Source organism: Cellulophaga sp. HaHaR_3_176, from assembly GCF_019021925.1.
In the GTDB taxonomy this organism is placed as follows: domain Bacteria; phylum Bacteroidota; class Bacteroidia; order Flavobacteriales; family Flavobacteriaceae; genus Cellulophaga.
The window spans coordinates 3,209,801-3,234,064 of record NZ_CP058990.1 but is presented as its reverse complement, the minus strand read 5'-3'; the positions used below and the strand labels follow the sequence as shown (position 1 = coordinate 3,234,064).

General features: G+C 30.2%; 20 protein-coding genes and 1 tRNA gene. 10 read left to right on the top strand and 11 right to left on the bottom strand.

What is annotated here, in order from left to right:
• Positions 1-48: 48 nt before the first annotated feature.
• The 8 genes from H0I23_RS14230 to H0I23_RS14195 form a co-directional block, all read right to left on the bottom strand.
• Positions 49-912, bottom strand: coding sequence for an MBL fold metallo-hydrolase (locus tag H0I23_RS14230; protein WP_216783955.1), 864 nt, complete (start codon positions 910-912; stop codon positions 49-51).
• Positions 913-1,018: 106 nt separating this feature from the next.
• Positions 1,019-2,065, bottom strand: a complete 1,047-nt coding sequence (gene arsB / locus H0I23_RS14225) for an ACR3 family arsenite efflux transporter (protein ID WP_216783954.1) — start codon at positions 2,063-2,065, stop codon at positions 1,019-1,021.
• A 2-nt stretch (positions 2,066-2,067) separates the two neighbouring features.
• A complete protein-coding gene (locus H0I23_RS14220) occupies positions 2,068-2,691 on the bottom strand; it encodes a low molecular weight phosphatase family protein (RefSeq protein WP_216783953.1) in 624 nt (207 codons plus the stop codon).
• Between the two features lie 14 nt (positions 2,692-2,705).
• Positions 2,706-3,173 carry a DUF6428 family protein gene (locus tag H0I23_RS14215; RefSeq protein WP_216783952.1) on the bottom strand — a complete coding sequence of 156 codons (468 nt, stop codon included), beginning with the start codon at positions 3,171-3,173 and terminating at the stop codon, positions 2,706-2,708.
• A gap of 20 nt (positions 3,174-3,193) precedes the next feature.
• Entirely contained in the window at positions 3,194-3,526 is a 333-nt protein-coding gene (locus tag H0I23_RS14210) for a helix-turn-helix transcriptional regulator (RefSeq protein WP_216783951.1), read from the bottom strand.
• Between the two features lie 88 nt (positions 3,527-3,614).
• A complete protein-coding gene (locus H0I23_RS14205) occupies positions 3,615-7,037 on the bottom strand; it encodes a PAS domain S-box protein (RefSeq protein WP_216783950.1) in 3,423 nt (1,140 codons plus the stop codon).
• Between the two features lie 152 nt (positions 7,038-7,189).
• Positions 7,190-9,397: a SulP family inorganic anion transporter gene (locus H0I23_RS14200; protein WP_216783949.1), complete on the bottom strand. Its 2,208-nt coding sequence runs from the start codon at positions 9,395-9,397 to the stop codon at positions 7,190-7,192.
• Complete coding sequence (locus H0I23_RS14195; protein WP_216783948.1) at positions 9,394-10,257, bottom strand: universal stress protein; 864 nt, start codon at positions 10,255-10,257, stop codon at positions 9,394-9,396. The genes H0I23_RS14200 and H0I23_RS14195 overlap by 4 nt, the downstream gene beginning before the upstream one ends.
• A gap of 219 nt (positions 10,258-10,476) precedes the next feature.
• On the opposite strand from H0I23_RS14195, the gene H0I23_RS14190 reads away from it, so the two are divergent.
• On the top strand, positions 10,477-12,348 hold the full coding sequence (locus tag H0I23_RS14190) for a sodium:proton antiporter (protein WP_216783947.1): 1,872 nt from the start codon (positions 10,477-10,479) through the stop codon (positions 12,346-12,348).
• A gap of 76 nt (positions 12,349-12,424) precedes the next feature.
• The gene (locus tag H0I23_RS14185) at positions 12,425-12,679 is read left to right on the top strand and encodes a hypothetical protein (RefSeq protein WP_216783946.1); all 255 of its coding nucleotides are present in this window, start codon (positions 12,425-12,427) and stop codon (positions 12,677-12,679) included.
• Between the two features lie 48 nt (positions 12,680-12,727).
• On the opposite strand, the gene lepA is transcribed toward H0I23_RS14185, so the two are convergent.
• Positions 12,728-14,524, bottom strand: a complete 1,797-nt coding sequence (gene lepA, locus H0I23_RS14180; RefSeq protein ID WP_216783945.1) for a translation elongation factor 4 — start codon at positions 14,522-14,524, stop codon at positions 12,728-12,730.
• Between the two features lie 196 nt (positions 14,525-14,720).
• Between lepA and H0I23_RS14175 the strand changes: the two genes are divergently transcribed.
• Complete coding sequence (locus H0I23_RS14175) at positions 14,721-17,162, top strand: outer membrane beta-barrel family protein (protein WP_254073613.1); 2,442 nt, start codon at positions 14,721-14,723, stop codon at positions 17,160-17,162.
• 105 nt (positions 17,163-17,267) lie between these two features.
• Entirely contained in the window at positions 17,268-18,260 is a 993-nt protein-coding gene (gene dusB, locus H0I23_RS14170; protein ID WP_216783943.1) for a tRNA dihydrouridine synthase DusB, read from the top strand.
• Positions 18,261-18,263: 3 nt separating this feature from the next.
• On the opposite strand, the gene H0I23_RS14165 is transcribed toward dusB, so the two are convergent.
• Complete coding sequence (locus H0I23_RS14165) at positions 18,264-19,466, bottom strand: ABC transporter permease (RefSeq protein WP_216783942.1); 1,203 nt, start codon at positions 19,464-19,466, stop codon at positions 18,264-18,266.
• A 3-nt stretch (positions 19,467-19,469) separates the two neighbouring features.
• Entirely contained in the window at positions 19,470-19,862 is a 393-nt protein-coding gene (gene rbfA, locus H0I23_RS14160; RefSeq protein WP_216783941.1) for a 30S ribosome-binding factor RbfA, read from the bottom strand.
• A gap of 61 nt (positions 19,863-19,923) precedes the next feature.
• Here rbfA and mce point away from each other — a divergent pair, with 61 nt between their 5' ends.
• From mce to H0I23_RS14130, 6 genes are all read left to right on the top strand, one after another.
• Positions 19,924-20,334 (top strand): methylmalonyl-CoA epimerase, encoded by a 411-nt coding sequence (gene mce / locus H0I23_RS14155; RefSeq protein ID WP_216783940.1) that lies wholly within the window; start codon positions 19,924-19,926, stop codon positions 20,332-20,334.
• A gap of 112 nt (positions 20,335-20,446) precedes the next feature.
• Positions 20,447-20,520, top strand: a tRNA-Ile gene (locus tag H0I23_RS14150).
• A gap of 127 nt (positions 20,521-20,647) precedes the next feature.
• A complete protein-coding gene (locus tag H0I23_RS14145; RefSeq protein ID WP_216783939.1) occupies positions 20,648-21,313 on the top strand; it encodes a hypothetical protein in 666 nt (221 codons plus the stop codon).
• Between the two features lie 119 nt (positions 21,314-21,432).
• A complete protein-coding gene (locus H0I23_RS14140) occupies positions 21,433-21,726 on the top strand; it encodes an AlpA family transcriptional regulator (protein ID WP_179317189.1) in 294 nt (97 codons plus the stop codon).
• Positions 21,727-21,851: 125 nt separating this feature from the next.
• Positions 21,852-23,057, top strand: a complete 1,206-nt coding sequence (locus H0I23_RS14135; RefSeq protein WP_216783938.1) for a primase-helicase family protein — start codon at positions 21,852-21,854, stop codon at positions 23,055-23,057.
• A gap of 223 nt (positions 23,058-23,280) precedes the next feature.
• A complete protein-coding gene (locus H0I23_RS14130; RefSeq protein WP_216783937.1) occupies positions 23,281-24,132 on the top strand; it encodes a toprim domain-containing protein in 852 nt (283 codons plus the stop codon).
• Positions 24,133-24,264 lie beyond the last annotated feature (132 nt).

The window sequence follows — 24,264 nt, the reverse complement described above, 5'->3', positions numbered from 1 at the left end:
TCGTTAGATAAATTATTTTAAAAAAGACTTTGAAAAAAGGAGCTAAATTTAACTAAATAATTCTTCGAAATTATGAATATTATTTAAACGAGTTCCTTTTTCAGTTTCTTGTAAGGTGCAAACCTCGTTATGTGCATCGTGTTCTAAAAAAAGATAAAGCTCATTTTTAGCAGCATTCTGTAAAAATTTCTCTTTTTCGGCTAAGGTTAATAGTGGGCGAGTATCATACCCCATAACATAGGGTAGTGGTATATGCCCAACTGTAGGGAGCAAATCGGCCATGAATACTACTGTTTTATTTTGATATGAGATATGCGGAATCATTTGTTTATCGGTATGGCCATCTACAAACAGAATATCAAAACCTAGTTCAGAGCCTTTTTGAAAATCTGTAGTTGTAGTTTTATCAATAAAATTCAGTTGCCCACTTTCTTCCATAGGAAGTAAGTTTTCTTTTAAAAAAGATGCTTTTTCGCGATTATTAGGTTTGGTAGCCCATTCCCAATGCTCTTTATTCGTCCAGAATTTTGCATTTTTAAATACAGGCTCATAACCTGTTCGGTCTTTATTCCACTGAATACTACCTCCACAATGGTCAAAATGAAGATGTGTCATAAACACATCGGTAATATCATCTTTATGAAACCCATTTTTTTGTAGAGATTTTTCGAGTGTATGGTCTCCCCACATATCATAATGGCTAAAAAACTTGTCTGATTGTTTATTTCCCATACCTGTATCAATCAAAATTAGGCGGTCGCCATCTTCAATTAATAAACTACGTGCAGCAAGGTCTATTCTGTTATTAGCATCGGCTGGGTTTGTTCTGTTCCAAAGTGCTTTTGGAACGACTCCGAACATAGCACCACCATCAAGCTTAAAATTACCAGTTTCTATTGGGTATAATTTCATACAAAAATTTCAATCTTGAAATTTAAGAAAATCAGAAAACATTAAACATTAATTAAGAGTTTTTAACGGTTGTTAAAATAAATAATTTTACAAGTGTGCCTTATAGTTAAGCCTCTTTCAGAAAATATTTTTTGCGTAACCAAAATGAAACTCTGACTAATAGAATAAGAGCGGGTACTTCTACTAAAGGGCCTATTACACCTGCAAATGCTTGACCAGAATTCAATCCGAAAACAGAAATTGCTACAGCAATCGCTAACTCAAAATTGTTTCCTGCAGCAGTAAAAGCAACTGCTGCAGTTTTATCATACGTTGCCCCCATGGCTTTAGTAAAGAAAAACCCAATAATAAACATTAGGGTAAAATAGATTAGTAATGGAATTGCAATTAGTACAATATCTTGCGGAATAGTTACAATTAATTCGCCTTTTAAAGCAAACATTACGAGTATTGTGAATAATAAAGCGATTAATGTAAGGGGAGATATGGTTGGGATAAATTTTTGCAAGTACCATTCTTCACCTTTTAATTTTACAAGAATTAACCTACTAAAAATTCCTAAAAGAAATGGTACTCCTAAATAAATTGCGACACTTTCTGCAATTGTGGCTATAGAAATATCAATTATTGCACCTTCAAAACCAAAATATGGTGGTAAAACGGTGATAAATAACCACGCATAAAAACTATAAGCAAACACTTGAAAAATACTATTTAAAGCAACCAATCCAGCTCCGTATTCGGTGCTACCATCCGCTAGGTCGTTCCAGACTAAAACCATTGCAACACAACGTGCTAAGCCTATTAAAATAAGCCCTACCATATATTCAGGGTAGCCTTGTAAAAAAGTGATGGCTAATACAAACATTAAAATTGGCCCGATAATCCAATTTAAAATTAATGAAATAGAAAGGATTTTTACATTTTTAAAAACTTTTGGGAGTAGTGCATAATTAACTTTTGCTAATGGTGGGTACATCATTAGAATTAAACCAATTGCAATCGGAATATTGGTGGAGCCACTATTGGCGCTGTTAATTAGCTTGGGAAAAGCAGGAATAAAGTACCCGAAACCCACTCCTAGAAGCATAGCAATAAAAATCCATAAGGTTAAATAGTTATCTAAAAAGCTTAATTTTTTATGAGATGCCATTTTTAAGATTTAATTTTTGAAAACACATAAAATAATTCTGTTGCAATTTGAATACTTCTTTCGGCATATTTTTCTGCTTGCTGAGGTGTATTATCAAATGCCTTAGGATCTTCAAAAGTAATAGGAATACGTTTTTCTGCTCCTGCAATAAATGGACATCCTTGATCTGCTGATGAACATGTTAGTATTGCAGCAAACTCTGATTGTGGGTTAAAACTATCATCATAGGTTTTAGAAAAGCCTATCAACGGAGCTTCATTCTCAGCATATTTTATACTATAAACTGGGTTTTTACCTTCAGAGAGTGTTTTAATTGTAAAACCTTGATTTTTTAATGTATCTGCTGCCATGGGAAATAAAGCTGTAGCTTCTGTACCACCAGAATAACAAAACACGTTTTTTATATTAAAGTGATGTGCCAATGTTTGTGCCCAAACTTGTGATAAATGACTTCGTCGAGAGTTGTGAGTACAAATAAAATTGATTCTTATCGATTGATCATTTGTAACCTTATCTTGAATATAATCAATAAGTGGTTGTAATGTGATTCTACGTTCTTTTGAAATTTCTTGTGGTTGTAAATTAGCAACTATAGTATTGATGCTATTAGAGAGTTTTGTTTTCATTTTTTTTATAGTATTTAACAACAGCCAGAATTAGGGTTACAGCTGTTTCCGTTTGCTATATCAGCCATTTTTAGTTTAGGTTTATCTTCAGGAATACCGCAGTTATCCTTAGCTAAACAGTCTGTTTGTTTTGTAGTCAGCAAAAAATTTGTTCCATTAAAGTCTAAACCAAACTTACCAATAGTATCGGCTTGGTATTCTACTTCAATTTCTAAATCACCCAGATTTAATATTTTTTCAGATAACTCGATAATACTTAGCAGCTTTTCAGGGTGTAACCTGTGGTCGTAATCGTCGGCACTCCATAATTGAAAATTAGCAACCTCTTCATTACGTACCGTACCACCACAATCAATAAAACTCTTTGTAATTTTACCTACTTCAGTAACATGAAAATGATTAGCAACTAACTCTCCATTTGGTAATTGAAAAGCAATTGTATCTAATTTTTGTAATTGGCTTTTAACTTCTGATAGTTTCATAAATATTATATTTTAATATGTTAACAACAATCGGTATTAGTAGTAAGGTCTTGGTCTAAAAAAGCAGTCATTATAGTTTTCATGGCTGTCCAGTTTTCTTTATGAATGCAATAGCATACACTAGTGCCTTCAATAGTGCCTTTTATTAAGCCCAAATGTTTTAATTCTTTTAAGTGTTGAGATATAGTGGGTTGTGCCAAGCCTATTTCATTTACTAAATCGCCACAAATGCATGCATTTATTTTAAATAGGTGTTGTAAAATAGCCACGCGAGCTGGGTGGCCAAATGCTTTCGCAAATAATGCTATTTGGTTTTGACTATCGGTGAATATTTCAGATTTAGCTAATCCCATTTGTTAATTAATTTGTTTATTGCAATATTACGATTAATATAGATACAATGAATATTTTTTTCATTTTTTTTATTAATCATATAGTTAATTATTGCTGATTAGGTAGTGTGATTTTGAATTTAGTACCTTCTTTGTCTTTAGATTCAACATTTATATTACCATTTATTTTAGCAACAATTTCTTTGATTACAAAAAGGCCAACCCCGGTACCCATAACCCTAGACGATACTCTGTAGAACATATCAAAAATTTTGTTGAGGTGCTCTTCTGGTATGCCAACACCATTATCAGAAACCTCAATTACAGCTTCTTTTACTGATGTATAAACTACAATAGTTATAACAGGGTTTGTTTTTTCAATATCATGATATTTAATTGCATTAGATATTAGATTATTAAGAATAATAGAAATTCTTTTAGTGTCAGAAAAGAAATTAACGTCTTCATTAATAGTTACAGCTATATTTATTTTGGCTCTATTTTCTAAGTACCATAAGCTTTCTAATGATTCGTTTATTAAAGTTCTGAATTCAATTTTTTCAGATGCGATATTTAAATGTTTATTTTGAGAATATTGTACTATGTCTCTAATAAAGCTATCTAACCTATCTACAGATTGTTCAATCATTTGAACTTTAAAAACCAAGCCATCTCCTTTTTCTTCACTTAATATAATTTTAATTAACCCCATAATAGAAGCTAATGGTGCTCTTAGCTCATGAGAGGCACTGTATACAAAACGATCTAACTCTGCATTAGTTTTTTTCAGTTCTATGTTTTGTGTTTCTAATTTTTGTTCCGCTTCTTTTCTTTTCGTATTGTCAATTATACTCATCAAATAGTTCGTCGAACTTTTTAATTTCAAAGATGTGATAGAAAATATAGTAGATCGTTTTTTCCCAGATTTTAAGGTGAAGGATATTTCTTTATCAAGCAACGACCCTTTTGTTGTTAGCTCTTCCCAATATTGGTCTCTAATTTCTTTTTCAGTAGAACTCAACAGGTCTGTTTCATCCATGGTTTTACCAATTAAATATTCTCTTTGTGTATTTAATAAATCGGCAAAAGCATCATTTGCTTCAATAACTTGTCGTTGTTTATTAAAAATTAACTTTCCGATTAGATTAGAATGAAAAGATTTATAAAATTTTTCTTCACTTTCTTTAGCGGCATCTTTTGCTGCTATGGTTTCAGTTATATCTAATAATGTTCCGTGTAATTTAGTTACTTTCCCTAATTCATTTTTTTCAACTTCCATTTCTACTAAAACAGTAGATTCTGACTTATCGCGACGAATAATTCTATGAGTATACGTTGTGCTTAACATCTCATTAGTTATTAATTCATTCATAAAATTGTCAGTGTCAAATCTATCATTAGGGTGTAACCTTTTGTTAACCGTTTCTAATTCTAGTTTAGTGCTTTTATCAATATCGTATATGGTATACATGCGGTCTGACCATTCTAGAAGTTGGTTTTCAAAATCCCAATTCCAATAACCGATTTTACCAATTCTAATGGCCGCTTCCATTTTTAATTTAGCATCTTGTATTTCTTTCTCTGATTTTTTAATTTCAGTAATATCTCTAAAATATATCGAGAGTCCTTCTTTTGAAGGATGAAAATTATGCTCAAACCACCTATTTAAATAAGGGCTTAAATTTTCTATAGATTTGTATTTTTGAACTGCCATTATATCAAAAAGCTCATCATAAAAATCAGATCCTTTGTACTTAGGGAATTCTTCCCAAAGGTTTTTACCTAATAGTTCATCTGGTTTTCTGTTTATAATTTCACCAGCTTTATTATTTATATATATAAAATTCCAATTTTTGTCTAAAGCAACAAAACCTTCAGAGATGCGCTCAGTCAATTCTTTGTATTTAAGCTCACTTTTCTTAACTATTTCGGTAGCTTTTTCTCTTTCGGTAACATCATGAATTATACCTTGGTAAAGATCATTAGGCATACGCTTAATACTAGTATCTGCATAAAAACAAGACCCATCATTACGGATTAATTTTCTTAGGCCTCTAACGGTAACTCCGTTAGCTAATTCCTCATAATTAAAGGGTACCGTTTTCCAATTTTCAGGATCTACAAATTTTGAAATTTTTTCTCCTAAAAATTCATTTTTCTCACTTCCAAACATTTTACAGAAGTGTGTATTTACAGATAATATTTTTGCTTTTATATCACATAAGAAAATACCATCAGAAGCTTCTTCAACTAATATTCTGTATTTTTCTTCGTTCTCTTTAATTTTCTCAATACTTTTTTGGGCAATAATTTCTAATTGCTTTCTATCTGTAATATCCCTACCAATAGATAAAATGTTTCCACTAGGAAGCATTTTTGCATTTTTTTCAATAAAGATTATTTTACCGCTTTTTTTGATTAATTGTTTTTCAAATAATACCTCTTCTCCATTTTTTATTCTAGATACTGTTTCATTAATTTCATCAAAACTATCTTTAGAGAACAAGGTGTCTCTAAAGTTTATTTTAAGTAATTCATCTTTAGAGTATCCAGTTAATTTACAAGCAGCTATATTTACCTCTAAAATATTGGTTTCTGTATCTGTAATAAAAATACCGTCAGAGGCATGTTCCAAAAACGCTCTATGCTTTTCTTCACTTTCAGATAATAAACGTGTTTTTTCCTTAACCTGCTTTTCTAGTAATAAAGGTTGCTTTATAAGATAACTAACGAAAAGACCAATTAAGATTGAAAATAAAAACCCTAAAATTGAAAGGAAAAATACATTGTAAAATGTAATGTTATTTGTTGAATTTATTTCAAGCTTCCACTGCCCTTTAGGTAATTTTAAAGGAACACTATATGTGTTTTTATCAAATTTAAAATTATTTGAAGAGAAAAATGATTGTTCAGATTTATCGGAGTTAATTTTTAAAAGTTTATAGGAATAAAGATTATTAGTTAAAGAGTTTTCATCGATTACACCTAATAGTTTTTTTAGGGTTATTGAGGCTCCTGTAAAACCGATAAAAACACCTTTTTTATATATAGGTCTTTTAATTACGAACCCAATACCACCTTGTTTTAGGTGTATTGGACCTATCATGTAATTACATTTTGCTTCAACAGAGTGCAAGGCACTTTTTTTCTCGATTGAATCACTTAAAATATTATAACCAATAATTTTTTTATTTTCTAAAGGGTATAGTTGCTCAACATGATAAGTGCTATCTGTTATAGAAAGTGCATTGATGTATTTATTTGTTTTTAAAAGTAACTCAGCAATAGAATCGAAATTATCTAGGCGGCTATTTTGTTCAAATAAAAAGCCTAATGTTTGTGTTGTATTACACCCTTGGTTAGAAACAATCTGAAATTCTTTTTGAAGCCATTTAGATTGTGCAATTACTTCTTGTTTTTGATTTGCTTTAAGAACCGTATATCTATTATAAGAAAAATATTGAGTTACAAAAAAGGTCAAAAGAAAAGCAATTAAACCAAATAGAATGGGGTTTTTGTAAAATTTAGACATTTAATTTAATTAATTGTTGAATTCGATTTGATTGATAAAACAAATTTATTCTAAAATACTGATAAAAGTTAACACTTTTTCTTACAACTAATGTAGTTTAAGTGTTTTTTTTAAATTACTATTTTTCCAAATGGAATTACAATCTTTAAATTTTATTGAAGAAGCTTAAATAATTGCTGACCGAAATAGATCATTGCTTTTATTTCTTTAACGCTCAATAGACGTTCTTTTTTTATAACGATGATAGAACAACCGTTAGATTCTATATGATAATATGGGTTACTTTCAAAAAATAGAATTAGATCATCTGTAAATAACTTTTTTATTTCAAACTCATTTTCTCCGCTTAAATAAAAGCGTTTATTAAAATCTTGATGGTCTTTAATATCTATATCTTTAAACCCAGCAAGGTTATATAATATTTCAATTAAGCCCTCTTTGTCTAAAGTAAAAATGGGTATCTCCTTTTTTAAATTAATATGTAAAACGGTAATTTTTACAACTTCTTTTGCAATAAAAGCGCCTTCTGTAAACTCAACATCAAACACACTTTTTTTATCAATTTTGTCTAACAAATTATTATAGAAATAACTAATTTCTCTTGTTTTGAAAAACACAAAATCAGATAAGAATTCTGTATTTCTGCTTTTATTCGGAATATAATCCCAGTTGTAATCTATAGCTGTTTTTTCAATATTTTTTTGTCTTTTAGTAAAGTAGTTTTCAATTGGTTTAAGAGCTACACTAGGTATTAGTTTACGAATAGCAAATGGGTGTCTTGAGTCTGTTTCATGTTTGTCTAAGCCAATAAATTCAATACTACCACCTTTTTTTGCGAAAGTTTGCGTATAGTTCTCAATACCTTCAAAACACGTATAATCTACAAAACTACACATAGAAAAATCTAAAATTACATTTTCATTTTCAGGTATAACATCAAGCTTATTTTTTAACTTATAAAAGTTTATAAAACTGCAATAATATTTAATACTAATATAATAGTTGCCTTCATTTGGCTCTTTAAACATTAAAATATTAGGCTTAAAAATATGGCTAAAGAAAAGTGTGAAACTTTTATTTATGATGATATGAATAATAAATGTAATTAATATACCTGCGCTAATACCCGTCATTAAATTGGTAAACAATGTGGTAAGTAGTGTCGTTAAGAATATTACAACTTGTTCTTTACCAATTTTAGCAATTTTTTTAAATGTTTTTGGTGTTGCTAACTTGTAGCCTGTATAAACTAATATTGCCGCTAATGCAGCCAAGGGAATACTTCTTAATTGATCTTGAAAAAGAACAACAAATAGCACTAAGAAAAAGGCATGAAAAAAGTTAGCCGACCTATTCGTAGCATTATTATTTACGTTTACAGAGCTTCTTGCTATAACAGTAACAACATTTAACCCACCTAAAAGTCCGCTTATTGTAGTTGCTAAGCCAAGTGCTTTCAAATCATTATTTACGTTTGACCTTCTGTTTTTAGGGTCCAATTTATCTACAGCTTTAATACTCAGTAAAGATTCTATACTTGCAATAAAAGTTAGTGCAAACACAGCCATTAAAAACTTTTGAGTATATACAATAGAGAAATCAGGAAAAGCCATTGAGCCAAAAATATCGTCAGGTATAGTTACTAAAAATGAAGCCTCAACAGGGTATGGTACATTTATAGCTTTGTAAACATAGCTTAACCCAACCGTTAAAATTAAAATCCACATAGGAGCGGGAATCAATTGAAAGTATTTATTTCTAATTTTAGAATAAAAAACCATTATAAGTAAACTTATAATACCAATTAAAGCAACAATTAACTGGCTAGAATTACTATCTGTAAATAGCTCTAAAAGGCCGCTAGGTATCTGTAATAATAAAGATATAATGCTTCCATGTTCATTATTATGACCTATCATAATATGAAATTGTTTTGATAAGATGCCTAACCCAATGGCGGCAAGCATGCCTTCAATTGCCGAAGCAGGAAAAAAATCGGCTAGTCGTCCCATTTTTAAAAAGCCCAATATTGAAATAAAAATTCCAGAAAAAACTACCGCGGCGATGGTATATAGGTAACCTTGGTATAAATCACCATTTCCTAAAGTTGTTATCGCTCCTAAAACAACAACTACTAAACCGTTACCTGGCCCAGTAATAGTAACATTAGAGCCTCCAAAAATAGAAACAATAATACCACCAACAACAGCAGCAATAATACCAGATATAGGAGGTGCCTCACTCGCAATTGCTAACCCTAAACCTAATGGTAGCGCAATTAAGGATACGACGAACCCAGCAAAAATATTTTTGGGTAAATCTTTAATAAATAAAGTACTTTTTTTTTGTTTAGACTTCAATTTGGTCTTCTAATAATTAATAAGTCGGTAGGTAAATCTGATAAAATATACTCAATATCATGAGGGAATATTCGGTCTATCAACCTTGTTTTTTTCGGGGCATTCATAATTAATAAATCAGCACGAATTACCTCAGCATAATGGCCTATAGAATAACCGCGTTCTCCAAAAATATTTTGACTTTTTATGCGCAAATTTTTACTATACTCGTCGCATTGGTTATTTATAATTTTTCGGACACGGGACTCTTCTCTATTCTTAAGTCTTTCTTTAATAATATTAGCTTTTTTAAGAGATTTGTCATCTTCAACAATAACTTGTATTTCTTTTTGAAGAATTTCTTCGACAATAGTTAATTGTTGGGCTCCTAAAGCATTTGCAACATAAAATGCATCAGCAATAGCCAAAGGTGTATCAGGTTCATCTAAACCATTTACAACAATGTTTTTACAAGCAATTCTTTTCAGAGAAGGCTTTATTAAAAGCATCACAGAACAACATACTTTACGGGTTAGTTTACGGGCTATAGAGCCTACATAAAATTGATAAACATTCTCATGTTGTAATGCACCGAGTATTAGTAAATCTATATTTGATGTTTTACATATTTTAGTAATAACCTCAATGGGGTCGCCAGATTTCCATTGTATTTCTACAGATAAATTATCGACCTGAATGTTTTTTATAATAGCATTAATTTTATTAATTTTTTCTTCTGTTTTTTCACCTACGTGAAGCAAAATTAATTTTGCATTAAAAAAAGTCGTAATTCTAGAAGTTTCTTCAATATTAATATGAAGTTTTGGTGAAAAGGCAAATCCAAAAAGTATAGTTTTAAAGGGGTGGATTTTTTCTTTCATTTAATTTTTATGGTATGATTTTAACAAGGTAAAGTGCTTATGTTAAAGCAACATTATTAAAATCAGATAGAGATATCTATATCTTGATTTTTTAAATTTATAACAATGAAATTGATTAAATGGGGTATATAGGATTTAACTTAAAAAAAATATAGGAGTAAGCTATTATAATTACTGGGTTTTTGAAATAAAAACAGTATTTTTCAAAAAAAATATTTTATGCTTGAACTTGCTGGAATTGTTATACTTGGAATAATAGCGCAATGGGTTGCTTGGAGGCTAAAATTACCTGCAATTTTACCTTTAATTTTAATTGGATTACTGGTAGGGCCTATATCTACTTTCTTTACAGAAGATGGTTTAAAATTGATAGAACCGATTTGGAATGGAGAAAAAGGACTTTTTCCAGGGGATAGCCTATATTACTTTGTCTCTCTAGCAATTAGTATTATTCTTTTTGAAGGAGGGTTAACATTAAAACGAGATGAAATTAAAAATGTTGGACCAGTAATTACAAAATTAATTACATTAGGTAGCCTAGTTACATTTTTTGGTGCAGCTATAGCATCTCATTATATTTTTGACTTAACGTGGCAAATTTCATTTTTATTTTCAGCTTTAATAATTGTAACAGGTCCTACTGTAATTACCCCAATACTAAGAAATATTCCCTTAAAAAAAGATATTTCTACTGTTTTAAAGTGGGAGGGAATTTTAATAGATCCAATAGGAGCGTTAGCAGCAGTATTGGTTTATGAGTTTATTAGTGTTGGCGAAGGGCAAGCTTATACTCAAACAGCTTTAATTGAGTTTGGTAAAATTCTACTTTTTGGTACAACGTTTGGTTTTACGTTTGCACATGCATTAACATTTTCGATAAAAAAGAATTTTATTCCGCACTATTTATTAAATGTTGTATCACTTTCATTGGTATTATTAGTTTTTGTAATGTCAGATGTTTTTGCTCATGAATCAGGGCTATTAGCTGTAGTTGTTATGGGTATGGTTTTGGGTAATATAAATTTACCTAATTTAAAAGAACTCTTATACTTTAAAGAGTCTCTTAGCGTCTTGTTAATTTCGATACTATTTATATTACTCTCGGCAAATATTAATATTAGTGATTTAGAGCTTATTTATAACTGGCAAACAGTTTCTTTATTTGCTATTATTATACTGATAATTAGACCATTAGGTGTTTTTATTAGTACAATGAACTCTAATTTAAAATTTAACGAAAAGTTATTTATTAGTTGGGTTGGCCCACGTGGTATTGTTGCTGCAGGTATAGCATCGTTGTTCGGGTCAAAACTTTTGGCAAGTGGAGAAAAAGGAGCTGATTATATTACGCCTTTGGTTTTTATGATTGTATTAGGGACAGTTTTATTGAATGCTACAACAGCACGATTGTTTGCAAAATTAGTAGGTGTGTTTTTAACTAAATCAGAAGGGATACTTATTATAGGAGCCTCAAAAGTATCAAGATTAATAGGTAATTATCTTCAAGAAAATGATCGACATGTTGTTTTAATCGATAACAACCAAACTAATGTAGACAAAGCCAAGAAAATTGGTTTAGAAGCTATGGCAGCAAATATATATTCTGATACGTTAACGGATAATATAGAGTTAAATGATGTTGGTTATTTAATGGCTTTAACAGGTAATTCTGATATAAATAAATTTGCGATTAATAAATTTACAAAGCATTTTGGGGAAAACGGGTCATTTAGGCTTGTTACAGATGATGAAATGAATGATCCACAGGATAACCCGAAAGTTGGTTTATTTTCTCATACAGATGACTTTATTAAGTTAACAGAAACAGTTAGGCAATACCCATCTATTCATGAAATAGAGTTGACGTCAACTGAGCATTATAATAGCTTAATAGAAATTACAAAAGCAGATAATAATATAATTCCAATATTTTTAAAGACTGATGATGGTGATTTAAAAATCATTCCTTCTTTTAGTGAAGAATTTGAAGATATTAAAGAAGGTTTTAAATTGGTTTATTTGGGGAAGATGTTTGATATCGAAAAGTCCGTTCAAGAAACTGACTTAGAAGAAGTTAAGGGTAAAGAGTAGTTTTTAGTTTTTTGCATGTTTAGATATAGAAAAAAGCCTATTTTTATAGCAAATAACCTTAGCGAAAACATTTTTTATGAAAAAAACAATTTTATTCTCAACACTAATTTTAAGTATTTTTATTTCTTCTTGTAATAAAGATGATGATGGTAGTTGTGAAACTTGTGATATATCAGATACAGCAATAACGGCATGTGACAATGGCGACGGTACAGTAACTATAAGTGATGGTAACGAGTCGGAAGTACTATCAGAAGAAGATCTTGATGGTGTAAGTCCTGAACTTTTTATTCAGTTTTTATGTTCTGATGATTTTGATTTAGGCTCGTAAAAAATGAACAAAAAAAAGGCTATATAATTTATATAGCTTTTTTGTTTTTTAGTCATTCAGTTTTAAAACTGCCATGAATGCTTCCTGTGGCACTTCTACATTACCAACTTGACGCATACGTTTTTTACCTTTCTTCTGCTTTTCAAGTAATTTACGTTTACGAGAAATATCACCACCATAACATTTTGCAGTAACATCTTTACGTAAAGCCTTAGTTGTTTCTCTTGAGATAACTTTTGCTCCAATAGCTGCTTGAATAGGAATATCAAATTGTTGGCGAGGAATAAGTTCTTTTAATTTTTCGCACATTTTCTTTCCGATATTCACTGCATTATCTGCGTGTATTAATGCAGAAAGGGCATCAACAGGTTGTGCATTTAATAATATATCTACACGAACTAATTTAGAAGCTCGCATACCAATAGGTGTATAGTCAAAAGAAGCATACCCTTTAGAAACTGTTTTTAATCGATCGTAAAAATCGAATACAATTTCAGCCAAAGGCATATCAAAATTAAGTTCAACACGCTCTGTAGTTAAATAGGTTTGATTTGTAATCTGGCCCCTTTTTTCAATACAAAGAGACATTACATTACCTACAAAATCAGCTTTTGTTATAATTGTAGCTTTAATATATGGTTCTTCAACACGATCAATACTGGATGGGTCAGGTAAATCAGTTGGGTTATTTACAATTAATGCTTCATTAGGGTTTTTACGAGTATAGGCATGGTAGCTAACGTTTGGTACCGTAGTAATAACCGTCATATTAAACTCACGCTCTAAACGTTCTTGAATAATTTCCATATGTAGCATTCCTAAAAACCCACAACGAAAACCAAAACCAAGTGCGGCACTACTTTCTGGAGCAAAAACTAAAGAAGCATCGTTTAATTGCAACTTCTCCATTGAGGCTCTAAGTTCTTCAAATTCGTCAGTATCTACAGGGTAAATACCAGCAAATACCATAGGTTTTACATCTTCAAACCCTGCAATAGCATTTTTTGTTGGGTTGATTGCATCAGTAATCGTATCACCTACTTTTACCTCACGGGCATCTTTTATTCCTGTAATTAAATATCCAACATCACCAGCTTTAATTACTTGCTTAGGGTGTTGTACTAGTTTTAATGTTCCTACTTCATCAGCAAAATAATCACTATCGGTAGCAACAAATTTTATTTTTTGTCCTTTTTTAATTTGACCATTAATAACTCTAAAATAAGTTTCTACACCTCTAAAAGGGTTATAAACAGAATCAAAAACTAAAGCTTGTAAAGATTCATCAGGATTACCTTTTGGAGCTGGTATACGCTCAATAATAGCAGATAATATTTCTTCAATACCAATACCTGTTTTTGCACTTGCAGGAATTACTTCACTTGGGTCGCAACCTAATAAATCTACAATATCATCAGTAACCTCTTCAGGGTTTGCACTTGGTAAATCTACCTTATTTAGTACCGGAATAATTTCTAAATCATTCTCAAGAGCTAGGTACAAATTACTTATTGTTTGTGCTTGTATACTTTGTGCTGCATCTACAATTAAAAGAGCACCTTCACAAGCGGCAATTGATCTTGAAACTTCATAAGAAAAATCTACGTGACCAGGAGTATCAATCAAATTAAGGATGTACTGTTCTCCTTTGTAAGTATAATCCATTTGTATTGCATGACTTTTAATCGTGATTCCACGCTCACGCTCTAAGTCCATACTATCTAATAGTTGTTCTTTTTTTTCTCGATCCGTAACAGAACCAGTAAATTCTAACAACCTATCAGCCAATGTACTTTTACCGTGGTCAATGTGTGCAATTATGCAGAAGTTTCTAATGTTTTTCATGTATGCTGAATAAGTTTCAGTAATCAATTTTATTTTTTGGCCTACCATATAATGGTAAGTCAAGTAATTGCAAATATAATTCTTTTGTATGCTATTAAATTAAAGAGCACTATAAATATATTCAAATGTTAAAAAAGTATGTAAGAAGATAAATCTTTACAAGATGTGTAATCAAATACTTAAAAAAAAGTTAAATTTGAAAACCCTTAAACCTCCAATTCCTTTGTACAAAAGCATCAGATTTATAGTAATACTATTTTCGTTTTCATTTCAATACCTATCAGCACAAGTATTTGAGATAAAAGGAAATGTAGTAGATATTAGTGGTGATCATATACCATATGCAAATGTTTTTATTTTAAGTTCAATAGATTCGACAGTTGTAAAAGGCTCTTCTGCAGATGAAAATGGCTTTTTTATTATAAGTGCTGTTGTGGCAGAAACTTATTTTTTACAAGCAAGTTATGTCGGAAAAAAATCTGAGCTTACACGTATTAATATTTCTGAAGATTTAAATATTGGGACAATTAGTATAACAGATAATAGTGAAGAACTTGATGAGGTTGTTTTAATACATAAACAACCAATATTAGAGCGTAAAGCAGATAGAATTATATTTAATGTTGAAAATACAGTAATTTCTCAAGGGAGTAGTTGGGATATTTTAAAAAAGACACCAGGAGTAATTTCAACTCAAGATAAATTACAGATTAGAAACAAAGATGCTACCGTTTACTTAAATAATAGAAAAATACAACTATCTGCTGATGAGGTTAAAAATTTACTTGATGGTTTTTCAGGTGTAAATATTAAATCTATAGAGGTTATACATAACCCACCTGCTGAGTTTGATGCCGATGGTGGTCCAGTTTTAAATATAATTACGAGTAAAAATATTATACCAGGGTATAAGGGTAGTATTAATGCAACTTATACTCAAGCTATTTTACCTAAATATGCAATTGGTACGAGTCATTATTTTAAAACAGATAAATTAAATGTGTTTTTAAATTACAATATCAACCCTAGAAGAGAATTTAAAAAAGAAGATAGCGGAGTGAATTATTTTAATAATTCAAATACTATCTATTCTAGTTGGGATACAAACTTCAAAAGAAAAACAAAGTCACAAGCACAAAATGCAGCATTGATATTAGATTATGATTTTAATGATAAAAACTCTTTAAACATTAATTCTACACTTTCGTTTTCACCCAATAAGGAATTTAGTAATAGTTTAGAGAGCAAAATTAAAAACGGGCAACAACAGCTAGACTCTATTTTAATAACAACTAGTAATTTAGAAAATACAACTACTAATTTTGCCTTAGATGCTACATTCGAACATAATTTTGATAAAGAAGGAGAATCAATTGCGTTTAATGGGCATATAACTAAATTTAAATCAGACCAAGATCAAGCTGTTTTTTCTAAGTATTATTTGCCAAATGGGGACTTAAATAGGTCTTTTGATTTTTCTACAAATTCAAAACAAGATATTCAAATTGCAATAGGGCAAGTAGATTTTATTTCTACGATAGGAAAAATGCCTATAAGTAGTGGATTGAAATTTTCTTCAATAAAATCAACAAGCGGGATAGATTATTTTAATATAAATGAATCGGTAGCTGTACTTAACACAACATTATCTGATAATTTTCAATATGATGAAATTATTTACGCAGGTTATTTTAATGTTGAAAAAGATTGGGAGAAGTGGTCGTTGAAAGCTGGTGTTAGAGGAGAGCTAACAAACGTTTTAGGAAAATCTGTTGTATTAAATACAAGTACGAAACAAAATTATTTTGAATTATTTCCTTCATTATTTTTACTTCACTCCCCATCAGAAAATAATAGTTTTTCATTTGATTATAGTAGAAAATTAACAAGACCTAAATATCAAGAGTTAAACCCATTTCGATATTTTTCAAATGAAAATTCTTTTACTTCTGGTAATCAAAAACTAACAGCTGTATTTAGTAATAATTTCAACCTTAATTACTCTTTAAAAGATACCTATTTTTTTGATTTTTATTACCGCGATAACGGTAAGGGTATAGAAACGTTAGTTTTTCAAAACAATCAAAATCAAACAATAAGAGAGAGTGAACAAAATGTTTTTTCTAGCAAATCTTATGGTTTAGATTTTACATATAATAATTCTATTACTGATAAATGGTTTGTTTCATCGTATATCTCTGCCTTTTCTGAAAAGATAAGTTTTTTAGCTGAAGAAAGTAATAATCTAATTTTTACAAAAAAAGTAGAAGGCTTGTACGCTCAATTAGCAAACTATTTGACATTGTCTAAAGATGGTACACTTACAGGAGAACTTAGTTTGTTATATTTTTCTGGTTTTTTAATTGGCTCTTATGAATTCTCTGAAACAACAAATTTATCGGTAGGTCTGCGTAAATCATTATGGAATAAAAAAGCTGTTATATCTATTACTGCAGATGATCTTTTTGGTAATGTAAATCCTATATTTACTTCATCATATTTAAATCAAGATAATTACAGAAATAGTAGGCCTGAAACACAATTTGTAAGTTTTGGGTTCACTTATAATTTTGGAAATTATAAGTTACGAGACAATAAAAAGGATGTTGATAAAAACGAAAGAGATAGAATAGAATAAGTGTTTAAATTAAAAATAGAATGATCTCTTGTAAAACAACAAATAAATTCAGAGTTATATCTTCCTAAAAATATGTAATTTTGCGCTTTCTTAAATACAATAGCTTTGCCAAAAATAGGAGACATACAATTACCTGACTTTCCATTATTACTTGCACCTATGGAAGATGTAAGTGATCCTCCATTTAGAGCTTTATGTAAAGAACAAGGGGCTGATGTGGTGTATACTGAGTTTATTTCTTCAGAGGGATTAATTCGTGATGCAGCAAAAAGTGTCATGAAATTAGATATTTATGAGAAAGAAAGACCAGTTGGTATACAGATTTTTGGCGCAAATTTAGATTCCATGTTACAATCTATTGAGATTGTTGAAAAGTCGAATCCTGATATTATCGATATTAATTTTGGATGCCCTGTAAAAAAAGTAGTTAGTAAAGGTGCTGGAGCAGGTATTTTGAAAGATATAGATTTGATGGTGTCACTTACCGAAGCAATGGTAAAGCATACAAAGCTACCCATTACAGTAAAAACACGTTTAGGTTGGGATGAAAGTTCTATAAAAATTGTTGAGGTTGCAGAGCGCCTACAAGATGTTGGTTGCGCTGCCATTTCAATTCATGGTAGAACACGTGTTCAGATGTATAAGGGCGATGCTGATTGGGCACCGATTGCTGAGGTGAAAAATAACCAGAGAATGCATATTCCTGTTTTTGGAAATGGAGATGTGAATACTCCGGAAGCTGCAGTGAAAATGCGTGACGAATTTGGTTTAGATGGGGCGATGATTGGTAGAGCAAGTATTGGCTATCCATGGTTTTTTAAAGAGGTAAAACACTTTTTTGAAACAGGTACTCACTTAGCACCACCAACAATGGAAGAACGTATAGATGCTGCCCGTAGGCATTTACAAATGGCTATTGATTGGAAAGGGGAAACACTGGGTGTTTTTGAAACCAGAAGGCATTATACAAATTACTTTAAAGGAATTCCTAACTTTAAAGAATACCGTATGAAAATGGTTACTAGTGACCATTCCGTAGATGTTTTTAAAACATTTAATGAGGTTGCGGATAAATTTGGAGATTACGAGTTTTCTTAAAACTTAAGAAAGTAATTGTTTATTAATTCTACTGCTTGATATTTTAGAAGCAATAACACCTAAAATTGTAATTGTAGCTAATACAATTAATATGTTTTGTAATTGAAATTCTACAGGATAGGCTAGTTCAGCACTTATTTTAAGCCATTCAAATGTTATTTGAGACCATATTAGTAGCGTTCCTAAAACAACGCCTATAAGCCCACCCATAAAAGTTACAATTACACCTTGTACAAAATATATACGCCTTAATTGTTTTATGGTTGTGCCTAAACTATATAAAGTTTTTGAATTTCCTTGTTGGTCTAATATCATCATTATAAAAGCCCCAACAACGTTGAATAATGCTATAATTAGTACAAGCGTAAAAATTAAATAAGTTGCTAAATTTTCAGTATTTAGCATTTTGTATAACGTACCGTTTAATTCTTTTCGATCTTTTAAAATTATATTTTCATCAAGAATATTAAGAATATTTTTTCTAACAGTAGCTGCGTTGTCATTCTCAGAAAATCTGAAGTTAATACCAGAAACTTGCGTACTATCTTTTTCAAACAAGGCTTGAGCAAAAGCTAAATCTGCAAAAACATATTTGTTATCCAATTCCGCTTCAACAGCATATACACCGCTAACAACAACTGGGGCTGTATTAAAAAAATTAGCATTCGGTCCTTGTTGTGTTAGCGATTGTGTTCCTGGTTTAGGAACTAACATTTCAAGCGGACTTCGGTAATTATTAATATTTAATCCTAATAGGTTGGCAATACCAATACCAGTAACTACTTGTTGCTCATTAAACCAAGTGCCTACGTAAAGTGTGCTATCAATACCAGTAACTTTATTGTAATTTTCGTCAACACCTTTTATATATGCAATATGGTCTTTTTGCTTAAAAGTAAGGTACACCCTGTCTTGTAATTCTTTGGAGTATGCTGTAATTCCATCTAAGTTTGCTAATTTCTTTTCTTGTGTTTCAGAAATAGAAAAGAATTTACCAATTTCAGGTAAAGCTTTTAAGTCAGGGTCGAAAGAGTTAGTATAAGAAAGGCTAAAAGTTTTTAACCCAGCAAAACCCGATAGTACAATAAAAAGCGCTGCAGAGCCTATAACAATTACGCAGAAAGTAACAAGGTTAATAATATTAACAGCACTTTGCTTGCTTTTAGACCTAACATAACGTTTGGCGATGTACAGCGGAAAATTCAATAGTTATGATTTTTTTCTTTTCTCTAATAAATCAGGATTAGAAATAGGGTTATCTACACCTTTTAAAGATTTTTCGATTCCATCAATATATTCTAAAGAGTCATCTAAAAAGAATAAAAGTTCAGGCATACGTCTTAATTGATTTTTAGTACGCTGTGCTAATTCATGCTTAATTAAAGGTTGGTTTGATTTTATACCCTCCAACAGTTCATTAGCTCCTTTATTCGGAAATATACTTACATATACCTTCGCAATAGAAAGATCTGTTGTTACAATTACTTTTGATATAGAGATTAAAGTACCCTTAAGTCCTCCATCGATAGCTGCTCTTTGTAAGACATCGGCAATATCTTTCTGTATAACGCCGCCTATTTTTTTTTGTCTTTGTGTTTCCATGGCACAAAAATACACAGATTTATTCTGTATTTTAGTGCAATTCTATTAGATACTGCTATAAATGAAGAAAATTGAACACATTGGCATCGCTGTTAAAGACTTAAATGTATCAAACAAGCTATTTAGTAAGCTATTAGGAGTTTCGCATTATAAAGAAGAAGAGGTGCTTTCAGAGCATGTTAAAACATCTTTTTTTAAAAGAGGACCTAATAAAATAGAACTTTTAGAGGCAATTGATAACGAGGGACCAATAGCACAATTTTTAGAAAAAAAAGGAGAAGGCGTGCATCATATCGCTTTTGAGGTAGATGATATTGTTGCAGAAATAATACGTTTAAAAAAAGAAGGCTTTACGATTTTGAATGAAACGCCAAAAAAAGGAGCAGATAATAAATTAGTAGCTTTTGTGCACCCTAAAAGCTCAAATGGAGTATTGATTGAATTATGTCAGGATGTTTCAAAAGAGATGTAAAAAATTGTATTACAGCGTTTTAAAGGGTGATTTTAGATGTGCAATATTTTTTCTGAAAAAGAATGCTTGCAACGTACAAAAATAAATAGTAATATTGCATCCGCAAATTGCCGGTCCTATAGCTCAGTTGGTTAGAGCACCTGACTCATAATCAGGTGGTCCCTGGTTCGAGCCCAGGTGGGACCACAGCAACAAAGACAAGCCTTTCGAGAAATCGAGAGGCTTTTTTGTTTTTTGCGGAGTACAACATATGCACAACACATGTTCTTTTTTTATTTTAGATTTATTAAATAATTCAAATAAAAAAAATAAAATGTCTAAAAGAACTTACGAATTTGCACACTTCCTAAGTAACGAGCAATCTAAATTAGATCGTTACATGAATGATAGAGTTTTTGCTACTGAAGAAACGGTGATATTTTTTTTAACAAAATCTATATTTATTTATGGAATCCTACTTGGTATTTCATACGGTAAGCATGAACCTTTCTACATTCTTTTATATTCATCATTATATACTCTCATAGCTTATGGTTGTATAAAATTATTACAAGTTAAATATGATTATTTAAAAATTCGTAGTTCTAATTTTTTGGGCAGTAAATTAAGGTCATTTAACAATAAAAAAATGAATTTCGAAGTATTAGGAATGCATGAAAAAGACTCTAATAATTTTAAAAATTTAATTAAAGGATATGAAATTTCGGAAAAAATTAATTTTATAGCTCCCAACAAAAGTAAAAAAGGAGCTAATAACTCAGTTTTATTTACCATCATTAATCATGTTGCATATTCAGGTATAACGAAAATGGATAGAGAAGAATTGTATAATAAATTAGATAATCATTTTTTAATGGCTAATGAAAATATGAAAAAAGGTAGTTTCAAAACACTTTATTCTATATGGATTAATGAAAAGGATGAAAAGAAACTAGAAGAAAGAAGACAATTAATAAAAAAAATATTCTCTACCCATTAATAATATATTAATTTAAGATTAATCAATATTAACATATTGATTTAGTGTCATTTGCTGTCATATGTTTGCTGTTCAATGTGAACGGCCATTCACTTATTTTTAATTCAAAAACATTAATTATGGATAAGGAAAACAATATGATTGAGATTCTATTAGATATCAAAACTCTTTTATCTTACAATAAAAAGGTTTTAAATATTGATGATTTAGCTAGTTACACTGGCTTATCAAAAAGTAAGCTTTACAAGCTATCAATGCTCAATTTAATACCTACTGGGTCTAATGAACACATTAGGCAAAAGTTTTTTAATAAAGAAGCGATTGATGAATGGTTGTTGGGAAAACCAAACGTTTCAGACGAATTTCTTGAGCAACAAATAAATGCTCAATTATTGAAAAATAAAAAGAACTAATCTTCTCTTTACTTCATAAATAAAAAAAGCGCAACTGCTCTTAAACTAGTTACGCTTTAAATTTCTTCAAAACAGTATTAACTACCGTATTATCTAAGACAAATATACGGATAATTTCATTGAATATGCCTGACATGCCATATTTAAGGATAGGTACATCCTATTATAAAATTGTTCAAGTACCAACCATCAATAATCAATTTACAGAGTCATTAATTAAATGGGATGTTTCTACTATTATACAAGATTATGGAAGGAAGTACTTAGATCAAATTACCAAGTATCATGGAAAAATATGCTTTCCAAATCATTTTGACTTTTCTAAAGAGATTCATGGGTTTTACAATACGTACTCCCCTTTAAATCATGCTCCAAAAAAAGGACAAGTTGAAAATACAATAGTGTTTTTTAAACATATTTTTGGTTCGCAATTTGAACTGGGATTGGATTATTTTAAACTACTATATGAGCAACCTTCGCAAATATTACCTGTATTATGTTTAGTGAGCAAAGAACGTTCGACAGGTAAAAGTTCTTTTTTGAAATATTTAAAAGAAGTATTTGGACATAATATGAGCTATTTAGATAGTCATTCTTTAAATAGCAATTTCAACTTGGATTGGGGGAACAAATTGTTACTAGGTTTAGATGAAGCTTTTCTTCAAAAAGAAGAAATAACTGAAAAAATAAAATACTTATCAACTTCCAATAAAAATAAAATTGAAGCCAAGGGTAAAGAACGTTTTGAAGTGGACTTCTTTGGTAAGTTTATTATGTGTAGCAATAAAGAAGATTCTTTTATAAAAATAGATTCTGATGAAATTAGGTTTTGGGTTATAAAAGTTCCAAAACTTACCTATGAAGATGTGAATTTTCTAAATAAGCTGATTGATGAAATCCCGGCTTTTCTCCACTATGTAAAAAATAGAAAATTTGCTAGTGAAAGAAAAACTAGAATGTGGTTTACTTCTCAACAAATTTACACTCCTGCCCTTAAAAAATTAGTAAACAATAATAGAAATAGGGTTGAAAAAGAAATAGCACATCTTCTTTTAAGTGTTATGGAAAAATTTGAGTTAGATGAAGTGAATTTTTGTTTGATGGATTTACTAAATGCACTTAGCAAAACTAGAATAAAAACGGATTTAACACAGCTTCGTTTATTATTAAAAAAAGACTGGAAAATTGAACAAAAAAACAACTCTTTTAATTATCAAAAGTTTGTGATCCTTAGTGATGGAGAAATCATACTTCTGGAAACTAAAGGACGGTATTTTACCATAAAAAAAAGTTTTTTGAGTAAAAACTTTGATGATCTGATGACGGAGTAGTCTTTATATACTCTAAACTCAGTAATAGTAAGGGTTTATGCCGTCATCAAAAGGGTCATCAAAGCGTCATCAAAAAAAAAGTTGATGACAGAAAATAAAAAATGTTGATGATCTGATGACAAGTTGATGACGAGCTTAAGTACTATGAATAAAGGGCTAATATGTGATTTGTCATCAGATCATCAACTTTCAGACATTTTTAAACTGCACTAAATACTAACTTATGAATTGTAATAAAGCAAAACAAATAGATCTTGTTTCATACTTAAAAAAGCAAGGTTTTAAGACTGGTAAAACTACTTCAAATGAGGTTTGGTTTTACTCTCCATTTAGAGGAGAAAAAACACCTTCTTTTAAGGTAGATTATTTGAAAAACGTTTGGATTGATTTTATTGATCATAAAGGTGGAACAATCATAGATTTTGTAATGATCTATAATAATTGTTCGATAGCAGAAGCCCTATCTATTTTATCGAAAGATTCTTTTTCTTTTCACCAGCAACCTAAATATAGACCAGTAAGCAAAAAGCCAACTTATTCAATTAAAAAAATTACAGAATTAACAAATCAGAGATTACTCGATTATCTAATTAATAGAAAAATCGACTTACAATTTGCAAAACGATTCTGTTTTCAAGTTTACTATTCCTTTTCAAATGGAAAAGAACTGTATGGAATAGGATTTATGAATGATGTTGGAGGAATAGAAATTGTAAATATTTATACCAGGCATTACCGAAAAATATGTTTAGGAAAAAAAGAAATAACGACGATAAATAATAACTCTAATGTTGTTTCATTATTTGAATCCTGGTCTGATTACCTATCCTATTTGACCTTGAAAAAACAAATACCTCAAGAAAGTTTTATCATTCTCAACTCTACTTCTTTAGCCAAAAAAGCGATTAGTTTGTTGCATGATTATTCCATAATAAAAACTTTTTTTGACAATGATGAAGCTGGAGATATTGCAACTAATCTTTTAATAGAAAACTATCAAAACAAAGTTATAGACAATAGAATTCATTATAAAAGTTACGATGATTTGAATGATTATTTAATGAAACCCAAGTAACATTTTAGAGTATTTAAACCCTGTAATAAAACAAGTTTTCCATAATTAAACTTTGAACGCTAGTATGTGTTAAGAAATTAAGCAAGTTGAACAGGGGTTTCGTTACTCTACACCCCTATTTTCAACTTGCCC

Coding starts and splice junctions, on each gene's coding strand:
- H0I23_RS14230 (WP_216783955.1), bottom strand. CDS start 912: ATGAAATTATACCCAATAGAAACTGGTAATTTTAAGCTTGATGGTGGT.
- arsB (WP_216783954.1), bottom strand. CDS start 2,065: ATGGCATCTCATAAAAAATTAAGCTTTTTAGATAACTATTTAACCTTA.
- H0I23_RS14220 (WP_216783953.1), bottom strand. CDS start 2,691: ATGAAAACAAAACTCTCTAATAGCATCAATACTATAGTTGCTAATTTA.
- H0I23_RS14215 (WP_216783952.1), bottom strand. CDS start 3,173: ATGAAACTATCAGAAGTTAAAAGCCAATTACAAAAATTAGATACAATT.
- H0I23_RS14210 (WP_216783951.1), bottom strand. CDS start 3,526: ATGGGATTAGCTAAATCTGAAATATTCACCGATAGTCAAAACCAAATA.
- H0I23_RS14205 (WP_216783950.1), bottom strand. CDS start 7,037: ATGTCTAAATTTTACAAAAACCCCATTCTATTTGGTTTAATTGCTTTT.
- H0I23_RS14195 (WP_216783948.1), bottom strand. CDS start 10,257: ATGAAAGAAAAAATCCACCCCTTTAAAACTATACTTTTTGGATTTGCC.
- H0I23_RS14190 (WP_216783947.1), top strand. CDS start 10,477: ATGCTTGAACTTGCTGGAATTGTTATACTTGGAATAATAGCGCAATGG.
- H0I23_RS14185 (WP_216783946.1), top strand. CDS start 12,425: ATGAAAAAAACAATTTTATTCTCAACACTAATTTTAAGTATTTTTATT.
- lepA (WP_216783945.1), bottom strand. CDS start 14,524: ATGAAAAACATTAGAAACTTCTGCATAATTGCACACATTGACCACGGT.
- rbfA (WP_216783941.1), bottom strand. CDS start 19,862: ATGGAAACACAAAGACAAAAAAAAATAGGCGGCGTTATACAGAAAGAT.
- mce (WP_216783940.1), top strand. CDS start 19,924: ATGAAGAAAATTGAACACATTGGCATCGCTGTTAAAGACTTAAATGTA.
- H0I23_RS14145 (WP_216783939.1), top strand. CDS start 20,648: ATGTCTAAAAGAACTTACGAATTTGCACACTTCCTAAGTAACGAGCAA.
- H0I23_RS14140 (WP_179317189.1), top strand. CDS start 21,433: ATGGATAAGGAAAACAATATGATTGAGATTCTATTAGATATCAAAACT.
- H0I23_RS14135 (WP_216783938.1), top strand. CDS start 21,852: ATGCCTGACATGCCATATTTAAGGATAGGTACATCCTATTATAAAATT.
- H0I23_RS14130 (WP_216783937.1), top strand. CDS start 23,281: ATGAATTGTAATAAAGCAAAACAAATAGATCTTGTTTCATACTTAAAA.